A 15,612-nucleotide genomic window follows, 5' to 3' on the forward strand; every position below is an offset into this window, starting at 1 on the left:
TTTTTTCAGGATATTAAGCAATAACTATGAACCGCTTGTTATTTTACCCTTTTCCGCCACTTTCTATCATGACAAAAAAGGTTTTCAGCACAAAGCTGAAAACCTTTTTTCATTAACTGAAGATGACTTCTTTCGGTTGATGATTCAATTGCTCTGGATCAATACTGCGCTCGACATAAATGCTGTGCCAAATCATAAAAATCAGGACGGTCCAAATCTTACGGCTATGATCTGCTTTACCAGCACAATGTTCATTTAATAAATCAAGCACATACGCTTTGTTAATATATTCGTCAGTTTGACTGTTTTTAATGATGTCTTTCGCCCAAGCGTTCATCTCATTTTTCAGCCAATGACGAATTGGAACAGGGAAGCCAAGCTTCTTGCGGTTTAACACATGATCAGGCACAATGCCTTCTGCTGCTTTACGCAATAAATATTTCGTTGTGCCATCTTTTGTTTTCAGCTCTTCTGGAATTTTAGAAGCCGCTTCAAATACGACCTTATCAAGGAAAGGAACGCGAAGCTCAAGAGAATTCGCCATTGTCATCTTATCTGCTTTCAGTAAGATGTCCCCGCGCATCCACGTATGAATATCAACATATTGCATTTTGTTAATATCACTGTAGCCTGCACTTTCCTCGAAGTATGTCTTCGTCACATCACGATACGTAATGTTCGGATCATACTGCTTTAAGAGGTTTTTCTTTACTGGCTCTTCAAAGATTTTCGCATTACCGATATAACGCTCCTCTAATGGTGTACAGCCGCGGACGATAAAACTTTTTCCTTTCATTCCTTCTGGCATTAAGCGCGCCAGACGAAGAAGAAGCTTTTTCAGCATAGATGGAACAGATTCAAATGGTTTAAGAGAAAGCGGCTCACGGTAAATATTATATCCACCGAACAGCTCGTCTGCTCCCTCACCAGAAAGAACGACCGTCACTTGTTTCTTCGCTTCCTTTGCCACGAAGTACAATGGAATCGCCGCCGGATCAGCTAAAGGATCATCTAAATGCCAAACAATTTTCGGAAGCTCATTCATATATTCCTCAGGAGAAATCACCGCGCTAAAGTTTTGTAAGCCCAGCTTATCAGCCGTTTCCTTCGCTACATCAACTTCACTAAAGCCATCCTGCTGGAAACCAACAGAAAACGTCTTCAGCTCAGGATGAAATTCCTTTGCAACAGATACGATGAAAGAAGAATCGATACCACCTGATAGGAATGAACCAACAGGAACATCACTTCTCATATGAACTTTCACAGAATCATAGATTGCATCTCGGACTTCTTCAATCAGCTTTTGTTCTTGTGTTTGCTCAGGCTTGAATTGAACCTTCCAGTAAGTCTTAAATTCAATCTCCTGTCCTGGGCGTAAAGTAAACTGATGACCAGGCTCTACTTTGTGCACCTTTTGATCAAGTGTATTTGGCTCAGGTACGAACTGGAATGACATGTATTGCTGCAAAGCAGTCTCATCAAATAAAATGTTCTCGTTCACTGCCATCAAGCTTTTGCGTTCAGATGCAAAGTACACTTGCTCATCCATTTGTGTAAAATAAAGCGGTTTGATGCCGAAAGGATCTCTTGCGCCATATAATAATTGCGCTTCTTTATCCCAAATTAAAAATGCAAACATACCGCGAAGCTTAGAAGCCGCTTCTTCTTTATAATGACGGTATGTAGCAAGAAGTACTTCCGTATCAGAATCTGTGCTGAACGTATAGCCTTTTTTCACAAGCTCTTCCTTCAGCTCCACATAGTTATAAATTTCTCCGTTGAAAATAATCCAATACTTTTCATCTTCATAAGAAAGCGGCTGCTTTCCGTGCTCAACATCTATAATACTTAAACGTCTAAATCCAAATCCTACATGCTCATCATGAAAGTAACCCTCATCATCCGGACCACGATGAACGATGAGACGATTCATTTGTTTAATTAGCTCTTCCTGTTCAGTAGTTTCGGACAATGGACGGTGATTAAATACACCAACAAACCCACACATATTATTGCCTCCACGTTATGTTATTTCTTAAAAGTAGACCTATAATTAGACAGTATTTTGTCCGATTTTGTTTCACATTTTTTCGCTTTTTGAAGATTTTTTTTTAATCAAAAGGAAAACCGCTTAAAATAAGCGGTTTTTTATGTTGTTATTGTCCCAATGCTTCTTTGCGAAGTGTATCGGCTTTATCCGTTTTTTCCCACGGAAGATCTAAGTCGTGACGGCCGAAATGTCCGTATGCAGCTGTTTGTTTGTAGATCGGACGGCGCAGGTCTAGCATTTTAATAATGCCAGCTGGACGAAGATCAAAGTTTGCACGAACCACTTCAATTAATTTTTCTTCTGAAGCTTTTCCTGTCCCGAATGTATCAATTGAAATCGATACAGGCTGTGCAACCCCAATTGCATAAGCAAGCTGTACTTCACAAGAATCTGCAAGGCCGGCAGCTACGATGTTTTTCGCTACGTAACGAGCAGCGTATGCCGCAGAACGGTCAACCTTCGTTGCATCCTTACCTGAGAAAGCACCGCCTCCATGACGAGCGTATCCGCCATACGTATCAACGATGATTTTACGTCCAGTTAAACCAGCATCCCCTTGAGGTCCTCCGATCACGAAACGGCCAGTTGGGTTAATGAAGTATTTTGTCTGTTCATCAATCAGTTCACTTGGAACGACAGGACTGATGACATGCTCTTTTAAGTCACTTTGAATTTGTTCAAGCGTCACTTCTGGTGCATGCTGCGTAGAAATAACCACTGTGTCAATACGAACTGGTTTGTTTTGCTCATCATATTCAACTGTGACTTGTGTTTTTCCGTCTGGACGAAGGTATGCAAGTGTTTCATCTTTACGTACTTCTGTTAAACGGCGAGATAATTTATGCGCTAGTGAAATCGGCAGCGGCATGAGCTCTTCGGTTTCGTTGTTGGCAAAACCAAACATCAATCCTTGGTCACCTGCACCAATCGCATCAATTTCTTCTTCCGTCATTGTTCCTTCACGTGCTTCAAGCGCTTTGTCTACACCTTGCGCAATATCAGCAGACTGTTCATCAATTGATGTAAGTACAGCACATGTTTCCGCATCAAAACCATATTTCGCACGTGTGTAGCCAATTTCCTTAATTGTGTCACGCACCGTCTTTGGAATATCGACATAAGTAGACGTTGTAATTTCACCGCTTACTAATACGAGACCGGTTGTAACAGAAGTTTCACAGGCAACACGTGCATTTGGATCTTTCTTTAAAATTTCATCCAAAATGCTGTCTGAAATTTGATCACAGATTTTATCCGGATGTCCTTCTGTCACTGATTCTGAAGTAAATAAACGACGATTTTGACTCATAATGGCTATTTCCTCCTGTACAAGACCACATCATCCCAAGATGAGGCCTCCAATATGATACGGAACTCGTTCCCTCTTATATTTGAAAACGTTTATATTAGAGATGTTATTGGCAATTTGTTCATATGATATCCCAAAAATAAAAAAACCATTTCCTTCATTGCGAGGAAAGGGTCTGAGATCGCATGCCTTTCACTCTTATCGCTCAAGGTGTTCTTGTACCTTGCATCAGGTTAGCACCTTGGTTTCTCAGCATTTTCATGCCTTTTAAATAAGAAACCGGTTGCTGGGCTTCATCGGGCCTGTCCCTCCACCAACTCGGGATAAGAGTATCCGTTCAATAAGATATCTTATCTTAAACCCTTGCGTCATGTCAATGCTTCATAAGAATTATCTCCCTCTTTTTTCTCCTCACCATTAGCATCACCAAAAAGCATATTTTCATAGCAGAAATGAAAAAACACACACAAAAATTTTTAAATAGTATAGACTATTATTATTAATGTGTTATACTAATCGAAACAAACAAATTCAACGGTAAAGGAAGGGTTTTTTTATGAACTCAGTGGATTTAAAAGAAGATTTGCAGTCATTGCTCTCATTAGAAAATACGCACCAAAATTTATCTGTTCCGAAACTTGTTGAAAAGATTTTGGCACGTAATGAAGGCGTTTTAACATCAACTGGAGCTGTCCGCGCTACAACTGGAGCCTACACAGGACGTTCGCCTAAAGATAAATTTATCGTCAAAGAAGAAAGCTCTGAACATAAAATCGATTGGGGTCAAGTAAACCAGCCGATCTCCAAAGAAGCATTTGACCGTTTATATACAAAGGTTGTGTCATACTTAAAAGAACGTGATGAACTATTCGTCTTTGAAGGGTTTGCAGGCGCTGACGAAAGATATCGTATGCCGATTACAGTTGTAAACGAATTCGCATGGCACAATCTTTTTGCCAAGCAGCTATTTATCAGACCTGACGGGTCAACACCTTCTTCAAACGAAAAACCTTTCACCATCTTATCTGCACCGCACTTTAAAGCAGATCCTGCAACAGATGGCACAAACTCTGAAACGTTTATCATCGTTTCTTTTGAAAAACGCACGATTCTTATCGGTGGAACAGAATATGCAGGAGAAATGAAAAAGTCCATTTTCTCTGTGATGAACTACCTGCTTCCTGAGCAAGATATTTTATCCATGCACTGCTCAGCAAACGTAGGTCAAGAAGGCGATGTGGCCCTATTCTTCGGACTTTCAGGTACGGGGAAAACGACGCTTTCTGCAAGCGCAAGCCGCAAGCTGATCGGAGACGATGAACACGGCTGGTCTGGCACAGGGGTCTTCAATATCGAGGGCGGATGCTATGCGAAATGTGTGAACTTAAGTGAAGAAAAAGAACCTCAGATCTACAAAGCGATCAGCTTCGGATCAGTTCTTGAGAACGTTGTGCTTGATGAAGAAACACGTGAAGCGGATTATGATGATACTTTCTTTACTGAAAATACACGCGCTGCTTACCCAATCGAAATGATTGATAACATCGTGAAACCAAGTATCGCAGGACATCCATCTGCCATTGTCTTTTTAACAGCGGATGCGTTTGGCGTCTTACCTCCAATCAGCCGTTTAACAAAAGAGCAGGCAATGTACCATTTCTTGAGCGGGTACACAAGTAAATTAGCTGGAACTGAGCGCGGTGTCACATCACCAGAAACGACATTCTCTACTTGCTTCGGTTCACCATTCCTTCCGCTTCCAGCTCACGTCTATGCTGAAATGCTTGGCAAAAAGATTGATGAGCACGGTGCAAAAGTATTCCTTGTGAATACAGGCTGGACTGGCGGAGGCTACGGTACAGGCAAACGAATGAATCTCGCTCATACAAGAGCAATGGTGCAGGCAGCAATCGAAGGTGACCTTGACAATGCCGAGATGATTACTGATGACATCTTTGGCTTACACATCCCGCTTCATATTCCTGGTGTACCAGATGAAGTGCTTCAACCTGCTAAAACATGGGATGACCAAGAGGCTTATCAAGAAAAAGCACACTTCCTTGCCAATGAATTTAAAAAGAACTTCCAAAAATTCAGCCACGCGGCAAGTGACATTGAAGCCAAAGGCGGTCCACTCGTATAACCAAATGAAAAAAGCTGAGGAGAATAAAATCCCTCAGCTTTTTTAGTTTGTTGAATGCAGGGACACAAGACGGTACGTCACCTTCGTGACATTGTCTGTCAGCTCCAGCTTTTCAACATGTGCAGTCCCTGTTTTTTCTCCGTCTTTCGTTTTGCGCACCTCAAGTGGAATATTTAATGGATAAATGCGGTATCCATCCTTCATGAGTTCAAATACATTTTCTTCAATTCTTGTCTCTTTTCCCTTTGTGACAATCATTGTATTAAATTCAACAGGCATTCCCATAATGAAAATCCCCCTACTTTCTATATTTCGTTATACTGCTTATTTTACCACATTTCCGCTTTTTCGGCTGTGCATCCATGTGGTCAGCCTTCTCACAATTTCTCGATTATGCTGCGGCGGGAAATAGTGGTTGTATCCGTGGAAATACCATGTTTCCACGGATTTCCCGTGCTGGCGCAGCGCATCTTCTAACAAATACGCATGCTCAATCGATACATTTTGATCCTCTTCTCCGTGGATGATAAGGACAGGTGCTTCAATTTTGTCCACATCATTTAAAGGGGTTCTGTTCTCATATGCCTCTGGCACCTTATGCGGCGGGCCGCCAATCACACGCTTCATCATCCGTCTCATATCCACACGCTCTTCATAAGTCAGTTTCATATCACTGACGCCTCCCCATGTGACAAAGGAAGCTGCCTCCTGTTTCATTTCAACAGCGGTCCAGATGCCCATAATACCGCCTCGCGAAAAACCAAAGATATGAATGCGGTCCTTCTTCACTTTTTTGTGCTGTTTTAAAAGCTGAAAGGCAGCGAACGCATCTTTTCGATCTTCTCCGGCAAAATCTTCGTTCCCTTCGCCTCCTTGGTTTCCCCGGTAAAAGGGAGCAAAGACGACAAAGCCCTGCGCGGCAAATTGCACAATCCGGCCTGGTCTGACCATCCCCACATTTTTAATGCCGCCTCGTAAATACAAAAAGCCGTCGTAGAAACCTTCTCCGGCCGGTTCAGCGAGCAGCCCTTTCATCCGAAGTCCATCTGCCTCATAGGTCACTGTATATAAGTGAATATGCGGATGGGGCGACGGAAACCTTCTTTTTTCCACAATCACTCGATTTCTCTCCTTTTCATCTTTGATTACGTCCATTGCTTCAGCATCGCTTCTGCGACAAGCTGGCCTGATTTTGTCACCATCGGCGTGCCGCCGCCAGGATGACTTGTTCCCCCAACAAACCAAAGTCCTTCAATATCCTTTGACTGATTATTGATGCGAAAGAACGCCTGTTTGAACGAGTTTGAAGACATGCCATAAATGGCTCCACGATATGCCCCCGTTTTCTGCTGCAGATCGAGCGGGGTTTGAACCGCTTCATATTCGATAAGCTCATCCAAATCAAAAAGACCTTTTTCCATTAATTTGTTTTTTACATGCTGACGATATGTCTCCTTTAGCATGTCCCAATCTTGCTCTTTTGTCATATAAGGTGCATTGGCCAGTACAAACAGGTTGCTTCTTCCCGGTCCTCCGCTTAAAGCTGGTTCTGAATAACCTGAATAGCATATGTAAAGCGCTGGGTCTTGAGGCAGCTGTTTTTTCTGAAAAATATCCTTGAATTCTTGCTCATAATCCTCAGGGAAAAACACATTGTGATGGGCCAGCTGTTCATAGACTTTAGGTACACCTAATAAGAGAACAAAGCCCGACAACGACGGTTCAATGCCAGACAGTTTTTGATTTAAATAACGAGGACGGTTTTTTTCATCTATGAGATGACGGTATACAGTCAGCGCATCTGCTCCTGCAATGACTTGATCTGCCTCATACATCTGCTGATCCGTTTCCACTCCTTTGACCTGCCGATCCTTCACATGAATCTTGTTCACTTGTTCATTGAGGTGAATCTGAACACCTAATTCTTTTGCCAGTATCTCAAATGCCTCAACTAAACGATATGTACCGCCCTGTATTCCATAAATCCCTTTCTCCCCTTCTAAATACGCCATCATATTAAAAATAGCCGGTGCCTCGTAGGGAGAGGAGCCAATATAAGTAGCATACCGTCCAAACATCGCCAATGTATGGGGGTGACGGAAATATTGACGCAGCAGGCGCTGAACGGATGTGAACGGTTTGACAGCGAGAAGTGCTTTCATCAGCTTTAAATCCGCCTTATCCTTCCAGCTCAATAACAGACGATTTAAAAACTGCTCCTCTGCCTTTTGAAAAAGCGCCTTTGATTCCTGCAAAAATGCACGGTATTGCTTCGCATCTTCAGGACTGAATGCAGCAATTTGTGATTCCATTTGCTCCATATTCGGCGTAAACTCGACCGTATGTCCATCTGGAAAAAAATTTTTGGTAAGCGGAGAAATCGGATAAAAGGTCACATAATCCTCCATCCGTCTATGACAGGCTGTAAACACTTCTTCAAAATATGTCTTCATTGTAATGGTACTCGGTCCTAAATCAAAAGAGTAGCCTGCTCCGTGATGGCGCTGCAATTTCCCGCCTAAAGTCGCTTCTTTTTCTAAAATGGTGACCTGAACCCCGCGTGACTGTAGACGGATCGCGGCTGATAATCCGCCAAATCCGCCGCCGATGATGATCACTTTTTTCATTCGTACCTTCTCCCTTTCCATTCATACCCTTCTTTTTTCAGCCCGATTTTCATAGAAGCAAAGCCAATGGCGATCAGACTTAAAATACTGACCGGCAATAAAAAAGCCATCGCAGATGTCCGCCCGTTTTCAATATCAATTGCCGCTTTAATCGACACACCCAGCCCATAGCAAAGAATGGCTAAGCATATGCTCAAAACATCCAGCTGAAACAATGCGATCATGAAACAAATGACAGGAACCAAATAAAGGAGGGTGTATAAACAAAAGACAGTGCTTAACAGAGGAATGCTTCGATTCACACCCGGGAACAAATTTTTCCGGTAACCTTCCCAAACCTCTTGTCCACTTTCATACATTCTCATATACACAAATGGATGAATGCTTGCAAGTGTGAACGGAAAACCTTTTTCCTTCACCCGTTTAGCCAAAGCCATATCATCAACGAGTGAATCCTTGATCGCTTTATGCCCGCCAATGTCGTGATAACAATTCTTTTCAATGGCAATAAAACCGCCATGTGCTGCGGCAAAAGCGGGGTTCTTAGATTTTCTTATCCATTTCACTGGCAGATGACAGCCAATGGTAAACATCATCATAGGAACCACAAGATGCTCAAACAATGTGCCTGTTTTTTGTTCTGGAAAACCTGACAGCATGCCCGTTTTTTGCATACATAACTGCTTGTATACTGATTCAACTGCCCCTTTTTTTAACCGGACATCCGCATCTAAAAATAGCAGCCAGTCAGAAGCTGCTGCCTCTGCGAGCTGAGAGCAGGCATATGATTTACCAAGCCAGCCCCGCTGTAATGGCTGACCTGACTGGACACGGATCCACGGATATGTTTCTGCGAACCGCTCCACCATCGCTCTTGTCTGATCTGTCGAATGGTCATCAAGTACGATAAGCTCTTTCGGGTAAAGACGTTGATCAACGATCGACTGAAGACAGGCTTTTATCCTTTTTTCCTCATTTCTCGCTGGAATCAGAATCGATAACGAAATAGGTTCACCCGGCGAAAAGAATGCTGGCTTTAAAACAGGAAGCTGCCTCATATTCCATATGGTGAAAATAAACTGACAGAGCAAGAGTACACTGATCACGATTAAGAAGACCGCCATGTTTTCACCCACTTTTTAAAGGAATCAAACGCATCACTTGTTGATTGACTTGTCCTTGTCATCTGTCTAAATTCTTGATTGGTTGAAAAATCAGGGTCAGCGATGACCTGTGCTTGATGTGCGTTTAACTGCGTTTCAAGGAGATCCCTAAGCAGATGCGTCACGTCCTTGCTTCGAAGTTCTCCGCCAGATACAAAGGTATCTTCACCAAACACAGCAGATACTGTCGGCTTTTGAAATTGATTAAATGTATAATGCAAGGTCACAGGCTTCACCACGACTTGCTCAAATTGTCTCACTAAAAAAGAAGCCCCGCCCTCCAATTCAAGCGGCCGCACATCCTGATGCATGATTTTCCCCTGTGGAAAAAGCCATACAGCCCTGCCAGCCTGCATGTTCTCTTTTGCCATCATTAATGCTTGCTTCACACTTTTCAGATTCTCTTTATGAACCGGAAACGCTCCAAGCTTTCGGAAAAAGGCATATTGCTTCAGCTGTTTCTCCTCCATCATCATATAGTGATCGAGCCCAGATGCTTTTTCTGTTAAAAGAAAGATGATCAGTCCATCCCACCAGGAGCTATGATTAGCGAGATAAAGAACAGGCAGCTTCTCGTTTGGGTCCACAGCGCCTTTCATCATCACGCAGCGGAAATGTTTATGAAGTAAATACCGCTCAAGATAAAGAGAAAATATACGTCTAAACGATCGGCTTTTGTCGCTTTCTTTCAAATTGAACCCTTCCTTCACACAAAATAACAATGATTAGCGCTAAATAAAAAATGACATCGAGCCCGCCCTTTAATGCCAGCACACCAAAAAAGAACACCATTGCCTGATAAATACGGCTCGTCCAGCTGAGGGCCTTTTGACCAACCTGAACAAGCGGGAAGAGAAAGGAAAGTCCTGCTCCAATCATACCCCAGCTCACAAAATTCTCAAAAGGAATACCATAAAAACCACCGCCGTCATACCACACCCAAAATTTCCGTTCAGCCGCTACTGGGTCTAATATGAGGTCAAGCAAGACAATCCATATCCCCGTTTCGACAGCTCGTTTCCATTTCGACTGCTGAGTGGATAAAAAAAGGCTGTTTAAAAACACACCAACCCATGCAAAAGCAATGGTTAAAGGCACTCCTGCCACTAGAAAACCTAACGTCGGATAATAGTCATAGGCCCCGAAAGGAAAGCCAGTTGTGATCCCTATCCATTCAACCGTAAATGTCAGCACACCGACAATGGCTGCCCTTTTGATCACACCAACCCATGCCCCATAAATATTTCGCCCAATCTCTATCACACAGCAGGCATACAGCACAAGGAAAATGCCATTTGCAAACTGAAGCCATGCTGGCACTTCAAAAGAGACCATTAATATGAGCCCTACTAAATACCAGCCAAGAAATACCCAACTCACTCTATACACGAAACCGCCCCTTTATTTCTTCCAAATTCAAGAAAGTATTCATGCTTCTAGTATAGAAAAAAAGACACGTTCTATAAATAAACAATGCGCTTCTTATTTTCATCTAGGCACTCACCAAAAATCCCTTTTGACATACTTTAATTAGTGATCTAGAACAAAGGAGGCGAATTACTCTTGAATCGTTCCATCAAAGTCAGACTGGCATTCATCGTCGTTGTCCTGCTCTTTATTCCATTTGTCGCCTGTAAAAAAGAACAAGAGCAGACCGTACAAGTAGCCGAGGTGACCCATTCGGTTTTTTATGCTCCGCTCTATGTTGCCTTATCTGAGAATTTCTTCAAAGAAGAAGGGCTAGAGGTTGAATTAAAAACGACCTGGGGCGGCGATAAAACGATGACAGCTCTCTTATCCGGCGGTGCAGATATCGCCCTGACCGGATCTGAATCCTCTATCTATGTAGAGGCTCAAGACACAAAAGACTCTGTCATCAACTTTGCACAGCTGACACAAACAGACGGTACATTTCTTGTTTCAAGGGAGAAAGTGAGTGAATTCTCTTGGGATCAATTAAAAGGAAAAGACTTTCTTGGACAGCGGAAAGGCGGCATGCCGCAAATGGTCGGTGAATATGTCCTGAAAAAGGAAGGCATTGATGTAAAAAAGGACCTCCGCATGATTCAAAATATTGATTTTGCCAACATTTCAGGTGCTTTCTCCTCTGGAACTGGCGATTTTGTGCAGTTATTCGAACCGACAGCATCCTTAATTGAAAAAGAAGGCAAAGGGTACATTACCGCCTCCTTTGGAGAGGCTTCCGGAAAGGTGCCGTATACCACCTTCATGGCAAAGAAGAGTTACTTAGAGGAAAACAAAGAGACAGCTGAAGCCTTCACTCGCGCCATTTACAAAGCGCAGAAATGGGTAGAATCCAAGCAGCCTGAGGAGATTGCCAAAACCATTCAATCTCATTTTCCTGACACAGAACTTGATGTTTTATCAACTGCCATTAAACGCTACAAACAGCAGGACTCCTATGCAGCAGATCCCCTTCTGAATGAAGAGGAATGGAACAAATTGCAGGAAATCATGAAGGAGAGCGATGAATTGCCGAAATTTATCCCGTACAAACAACTTGTCGATTCATCCATTGCAAAGAAGGTCACAGAACACAAATAGAATAGGAGGTAGCACATGTCTTTCCTTCAAATTGACCATGTGACCCACACGTACTTCTCTTTAAAAGAAAAAACAACGGCCATACAGCATATCAATATGGAGATAGACCAAGGAGAATTTATCTCATTTATTGGTCCCAGCGGCTGCGGGAAAACCACCCTGCTGTCTATCATTGCAGGAATAACGCCGCCCTCTGAAGGCCGAATTTTAATCGAAGGAAAAGAACCGAATCAAAAGGAGCATCAAATCGGCTACATGCTCCAGCAAGATTATTTGTTCCCTTGGAAAACCATCAAGGAAAATATCATTCTCGGGTTAAAAATTACTAAGCAAGATTCACATGAAGCCACCTCCGCCGCTCTTGGCTTACTGCCTAAGCTTGGCCTTCATGATGTAGAGGAAAAATACCCGAAGGAGCTGTCAGGCGGTATGAGGCAGCGTGCGGCTCTCGCCCGAACGCTTGCAGTGAATCCCGGTCTGCTTTTACTAGATGAGCCCTTTTCAGCTCTAGACTACCAAACCAAACTCACTTTAGAGGATCTCGTCTTTCATACACTCAAAAACTATCAAAAAACAGCGGTTCTTGTGACACATGACATCGGCGAAGCCATTGCGATGAGTGATCGCATTTTCTTATTCTCAAAGCATCCTGGCTCGATCCAGCGAATCTTTACCGTTCCAGATGATCTGAGGACTCTTTCTCCTTTCAAAGCGAGACAGACCCAGAGTTTCCAAGAGCTCTTTCAAACGATTTGGAAGGAGCTGAAAACAGTTGAAACACAGTGATCTTTTACATGAAGCCTATCGCAAAAAATACCGAATGGAAAAACGCATGACCCGAATCTATCAGTTCATTATTTTCGCCAGCTTCTTTTCGCTTTGGGAGCTTGCCAGTCATTTTCGCCTTATCGATCCACTGATATTTAGTTCACCATCAGCAGTCTGCCAATTGTTTGTACAAAAAATATCCGATGGGTCTTTAGTGAATCATATGAGTATTACATTATTTGAAACGGTGCTCGGATTTCTACTTGGTACCTTTTGCGGCATTTTGCTTGCTGCCGCCTTATGGTGGTCCACCCGCCTGGCAAACGTTCTTGATCCTTATTTAGTCATTTTAAATGCCATGCCAAAAGTTGCCCTCGCCCCGATTTTAATTGTTGCCCTTGGGCCTGGCATGATCAGCATCGTTGCCATGGGCGCAATCATTAGTGTGATCATTACGACAATCGTCATTTATACAGCCTTTCAAGAGGTCGATGAGAATTATTTAAAGGTGATGAAAACCTTTGGTGCGAAAAAAAGCGTCGTCTTTCGCGAGGTCATTTTGCCAGCTAGTATTCCAACGATGATTTCTGCGATCAAAGTCAATGTCGGCCTTTCTTGGGTTGGGGTTATTGTAGGGGAATTTCTTGTTTCCTCAAAAGGGCTCGGCTACATGATCATTTACGGTTTTCAAGTCTTCAACTTTACACTCGTGTTCTTAAGTCTTTTCATTATTGCCGTATTTGCGACCATCATGTACCAGCTTGTGGAATGGCTCGAACGCCGTTTTCTTCAAAAATAAAAAGCACAGGGATTGTCACCCTGCGCTTTTTTTAACGAATCAAACCGTTCTTTTCTAAATAAGCAAGACTTTGTCTTAACACATCATCTTTCATAATAAAACTGAAATTCTTATTTTTTGCGATGGATCTTGGCAAGTCTGCGAAAAGAACGGGTCCTTTCGTTTCAAAATACGTGTCTTGCTTCACTAGCTTTTCAATATCAGCGAAATAAATATTCTTGACAATGACCTTTTCTCTGCCCAGCACCTGATATTGACCAATATACGTTAATTCACGAACAACAGCACCCGTCTCTTCTTGAATCTCCCGTATAGCGGCTTGATCTGCTTCTTCATCCGGCTCAACTTTCCCCCCTGGAAACTCATAGCCCCGATCCTCATGTTCAGTGAGCAGCCATTTCCCTTGGTAGCGGCAGATGGCCCAAACATGCTTAGGATGACTTGAAAAAGGCTTCTCCTCAAAAGAGAGCTTGACCGTATTATGATAATAGTCTTTAAATACATGCATGTGAAATCCCTCATATCCTGTCCTTGCTTCTTGTAAAACATCATACCACAGATCACATTTATCTGAAGAATTTTTATCAAAAGTGAAACAAACGAGTGGTTCCAACTCGTCTTTATCTAAAATGAGGTATTGTTTCTAAAACCTTTTTATCATCTCCAACTTCACCCAATTTTAATCATGAAACCTTTTATCCCTATATGACGTAAATGAATCAGTGTTTGTCCTATGACAACGAGGAGGAAATCAGCATGAGTATAAAAAATGGGTCAAAACAAAACGCACCCCATGAGGTGATCAAGAAACACCTCGTGAAAGGGCAAAAGTTAGATTTAACAAAAGACAATCCAGCGGTCGACCAAATTCATATCGGGCTTGGCTGGGACCTTGCTGGTCAGCCAATTGATTTAGATACGCAAGTGTTTCTTTTAAATGAAGAGGACAAGCTGTTGTCTCCTAAGCATCTGATCTATTATCACCAGCAGCAAAGCTTAGATGGAGCTGTGCGTCATCTTGGTGATCATCAATTTGGCGGAGGGTATCGAGACAATGAAATGATTATTATGCAATTAAGCAGAGTCTCACCTGACATTCATAAAATTGTCGTCACAGCCACGATACATGATGCACACGAACGCCAGCATCATTTTGGACAAGTCACCAATGCCTACGTGCGACTTACGGATCAAATCTCGCAGCAAGAAATTTGTACCTTTCAGTTAACAGAGGATTATTCGTATTGTACATCCATTATATGCGCTGAACTCACGAGAGATCAGGAGGAATGGAAAATCACCGCGACCGGGCAAGGGACTACTCTAGATTTAAATGATTTATGCCGCATCTACAAATTTACATCTTGACGCAGGAAAGGAGCCGGCACCTATGGGATTTCATTTCAACACAATAGAAGAACTTACCTTACAAGCAGAAGGCAGCGGAATCTTTTTTGCCAAAAAAGGCGCCATGATTGCGGATCAAGGAAGTTTCCAATACCGCAAGCGATTACTTGGAACGAATAAAGGAAATATGGTCAGCCAAGTATTTAACCATATCAGCAGGAAATTCACAGGTGAAAACCTTGAGATGATGGAAGTGAGTGGACAAGGTACTTGCTACTTGGCGGATGCAAGCGAGCATGTAACAGTGATTAACCTTGAGCCAAGCGGTCCTTGGCAGCATGTAAGTGTAGAAAGTGAAGATTTACTTGCCTTTACTGAGGAATGCCATTACGGCGTCACACCAGTAGGCGTTGGTATTTTATCACAGAAAGGACTGTTTACATCAAAACTCTCTTATCAAGGGCACGGAGCGCAGGTCGCCATTAAAACGAATGGAAATCCGCTCATTTTAAAAGCCCCCTGCCGTGTAGACCCTGACGCAATTGTTGCTTGGACAGGCAAAGCACCGAAGGTCAAACTAGATGTGAACTGGAAGACTTTCATTGGACAAACATCTGGCGAATCCTACTTATTTGAGTTCCAGGAACAAGATCAAATCGTCATTATCCAGCCATCTGAGCGCACATCTGGGTTACGGGTGGGCTTAGATGATAATCGCTACAAACCTCAGAGCCAGAGCTCCTCTCATGAGTTCACCAATTCACAGCAGGAAAATAGAGGCGGCGGGATCAGCGATTTGATCGGAGGCATTTTACAACCGCGAAAATAAAGCATGTAG

Annotated in this window: 15 protein-coding genes and 1 riboswitch; of the genes, 6 read left to right on the forward strand and 9 right to left on the reverse strand. The window is 42.8% G+C overall.

Features of this window, described 5'->3' with window-relative positions; all coding sequences use genetic code 11:
- Nucleotides 1-112: 112 nt before the first annotated feature.
- Together asnB and metK are read right to left on the reverse strand one after the other, a co-directional pair.
- Nucleotides 113-2,011, reverse strand: coding sequence for an asparagine synthase (glutamine-hydrolyzing) (gene asnB / locus NSQ34_RS13595; protein ID WP_046312154.1), 1,899 nt, complete (start codon nt 2,009-2,011; stop codon nt 113-115).
- 148 nt (nt 2,012-2,159) lie between these two features.
- On the reverse strand, nt 2,160-3,362 hold the full coding sequence (gene metK / locus NSQ34_RS13600; protein ID WP_034279424.1) for a methionine adenosyltransferase: 1,203 nt from the start codon (nt 3,360-3,362) through the stop codon (nt 2,160-2,162).
- A 195-nt stretch (nt 3,363-3,557) separates the two neighbouring features.
- Nucleotides 3,558-3,692, reverse strand: a riboswitch (SAM riboswitch).
- 226 nt (nt 3,693-3,918) lie between these two features.
- Between metK and pckA the strand changes: the two genes are divergently transcribed.
- Nucleotides 3,919-5,505, forward strand: coding sequence for a phosphoenolpyruvate carboxykinase (ATP) (gene pckA / locus NSQ34_RS13605; RefSeq protein WP_024424910.1), 1,587 nt, complete (start codon nt 3,919-3,921; stop codon nt 5,503-5,505).
- Nucleotides 5,506-5,547: 42 nt separating this feature from the next.
- Here the strand turns inward: pckA and NSQ34_RS13610 are convergent, their stop codons facing one another.
- The 6 genes from NSQ34_RS13610 to NSQ34_RS13635 are packed head-to-tail and all read right to left on the reverse strand — an operon-like array spanning nt 5,548 to nt 10,684.
- Nucleotides 5,548-5,790 carry a DUF2584 domain-containing protein gene (locus tag NSQ34_RS13610; RefSeq protein WP_025092385.1) on the reverse strand — a complete coding sequence of 81 codons (243 nt, stop codon included), beginning with the start codon at nt 5,788-5,790 and terminating at the stop codon, nt 5,548-5,550.
- 39 nt (nt 5,791-5,829) lie between these two features.
- Nucleotides 5,830-6,624 (reverse strand): prolyl oligopeptidase family serine peptidase, encoded by a 795-nt coding sequence (locus NSQ34_RS13615; protein ID WP_041107366.1) that lies wholly within the window; start codon nt 6,622-6,624, stop codon nt 5,830-5,832.
- Nucleotides 6,625-6,650: 26 nt separating this feature from the next.
- Nucleotides 6,651-8,132, reverse strand: a complete 1,482-nt coding sequence (gene crtI, locus NSQ34_RS13620) for a phytoene desaturase family protein (protein ID WP_098677211.1) — start codon at nt 8,130-8,132, stop codon at nt 6,651-6,653.
- Nucleotides 8,129-9,256: a glycosyltransferase gene (locus NSQ34_RS13625; RefSeq protein WP_342500951.1), complete on the reverse strand. Its 1,128-nt coding sequence runs from the start codon at nt 9,254-9,256 to the stop codon at nt 8,129-8,131. The genes crtI and NSQ34_RS13625 overlap by 4 nt, the downstream gene beginning before the upstream one ends.
- On the reverse strand, nt 9,241-9,987 hold the full coding sequence (locus tag NSQ34_RS13630; protein WP_041114915.1) for a lysophospholipid acyltransferase family protein: 747 nt from the start codon (nt 9,985-9,987) through the stop codon (nt 9,241-9,243). The genes NSQ34_RS13625 and NSQ34_RS13630 overlap by 16 nt, the downstream gene beginning before the upstream one ends.
- The gene (locus tag NSQ34_RS13635) at nt 9,956-10,684 is read right to left on the reverse strand and encodes a carotenoid biosynthesis protein (RefSeq protein ID WP_046312165.1); all 729 of its coding nucleotides are present in this window, start codon (nt 10,682-10,684) and stop codon (nt 9,956-9,958) included. The genes NSQ34_RS13630 and NSQ34_RS13635 overlap by 32 nt, the downstream gene beginning before the upstream one ends.
- A 174-nt stretch (nt 10,685-10,858) precedes the next feature.
- Between NSQ34_RS13635 and NSQ34_RS13640 the strand changes: the two genes are divergently transcribed.
- Genes NSQ34_RS13640 through NSQ34_RS13650 form a run of 3 tightly spaced genes read left to right on the forward strand, consistent with a single transcriptional unit; the run spans nt 10,859 to nt 13,427 of the window.
- On the forward strand, nt 10,859-11,860 hold the full coding sequence (locus NSQ34_RS13640; protein ID WP_098677209.1) for an ABC transporter substrate-binding protein: 1,002 nt from the start codon (nt 10,859-10,861) through the stop codon (nt 11,858-11,860).
- Between the two features lie 15 nt (nt 11,861-11,875).
- Nucleotides 11,876-12,646, forward strand: coding sequence for an ABC transporter ATP-binding protein (locus NSQ34_RS13645; RefSeq protein ID WP_034279407.1), 771 nt, complete (start codon nt 11,876-11,878; stop codon nt 12,644-12,646).
- Nucleotides 12,633-13,427 carry an ABC transporter permease gene (locus NSQ34_RS13650; protein WP_039180873.1) on the forward strand — a complete coding sequence of 265 codons (795 nt, stop codon included), beginning with the start codon at nt 12,633-12,635 and terminating at the stop codon, nt 13,425-13,427. Before NSQ34_RS13645 ends, NSQ34_RS13650 begins: the two co-directional genes overlap by 14 nt.
- A 31-nt stretch (nt 13,428-13,458) precedes the next feature.
- On the opposite strand, the gene ytkD is transcribed toward NSQ34_RS13650, so the two are convergent.
- Nucleotides 13,459-13,935 carry an RNA deprotection pyrophosphohydrolase gene (ytkD, locus tag NSQ34_RS13655; RefSeq protein ID WP_025093666.1) on the reverse strand — a complete coding sequence of 159 codons (477 nt, stop codon included), beginning with the start codon at nt 13,933-13,935 and terminating at the stop codon, nt 13,459-13,461.
- 248 nt (nt 13,936-14,183) lie between these two features.
- Here ytkD and NSQ34_RS13660 point away from each other — a divergent pair, with 248 nt between their 5' ends.
- Nucleotides 14,184-14,795, forward strand: coding sequence for a TerD family protein (locus NSQ34_RS13660; protein WP_268414269.1), 612 nt, complete (start codon nt 14,184-14,186; stop codon nt 14,793-14,795).
- Nucleotides 14,796-14,817: 22 nt separating this feature from the next.
- On the forward strand, nt 14,818-15,603 hold the full coding sequence (locus tag NSQ34_RS13665; RefSeq protein ID WP_024424922.1) for an AIM24 family protein: 786 nt from the start codon (nt 14,818-14,820) through the stop codon (nt 15,601-15,603).
- Nucleotides 15,604-15,612 lie beyond the last annotated feature (9 nt).

Source organism: Bacillus sp. FSL P2-0069 (assembly GCF_038593315.1).
Lineage (GTDB): Bacteria > Bacillota > Bacilli > Bacillales > Bacillaceae > Bacillus > Bacillus safensis.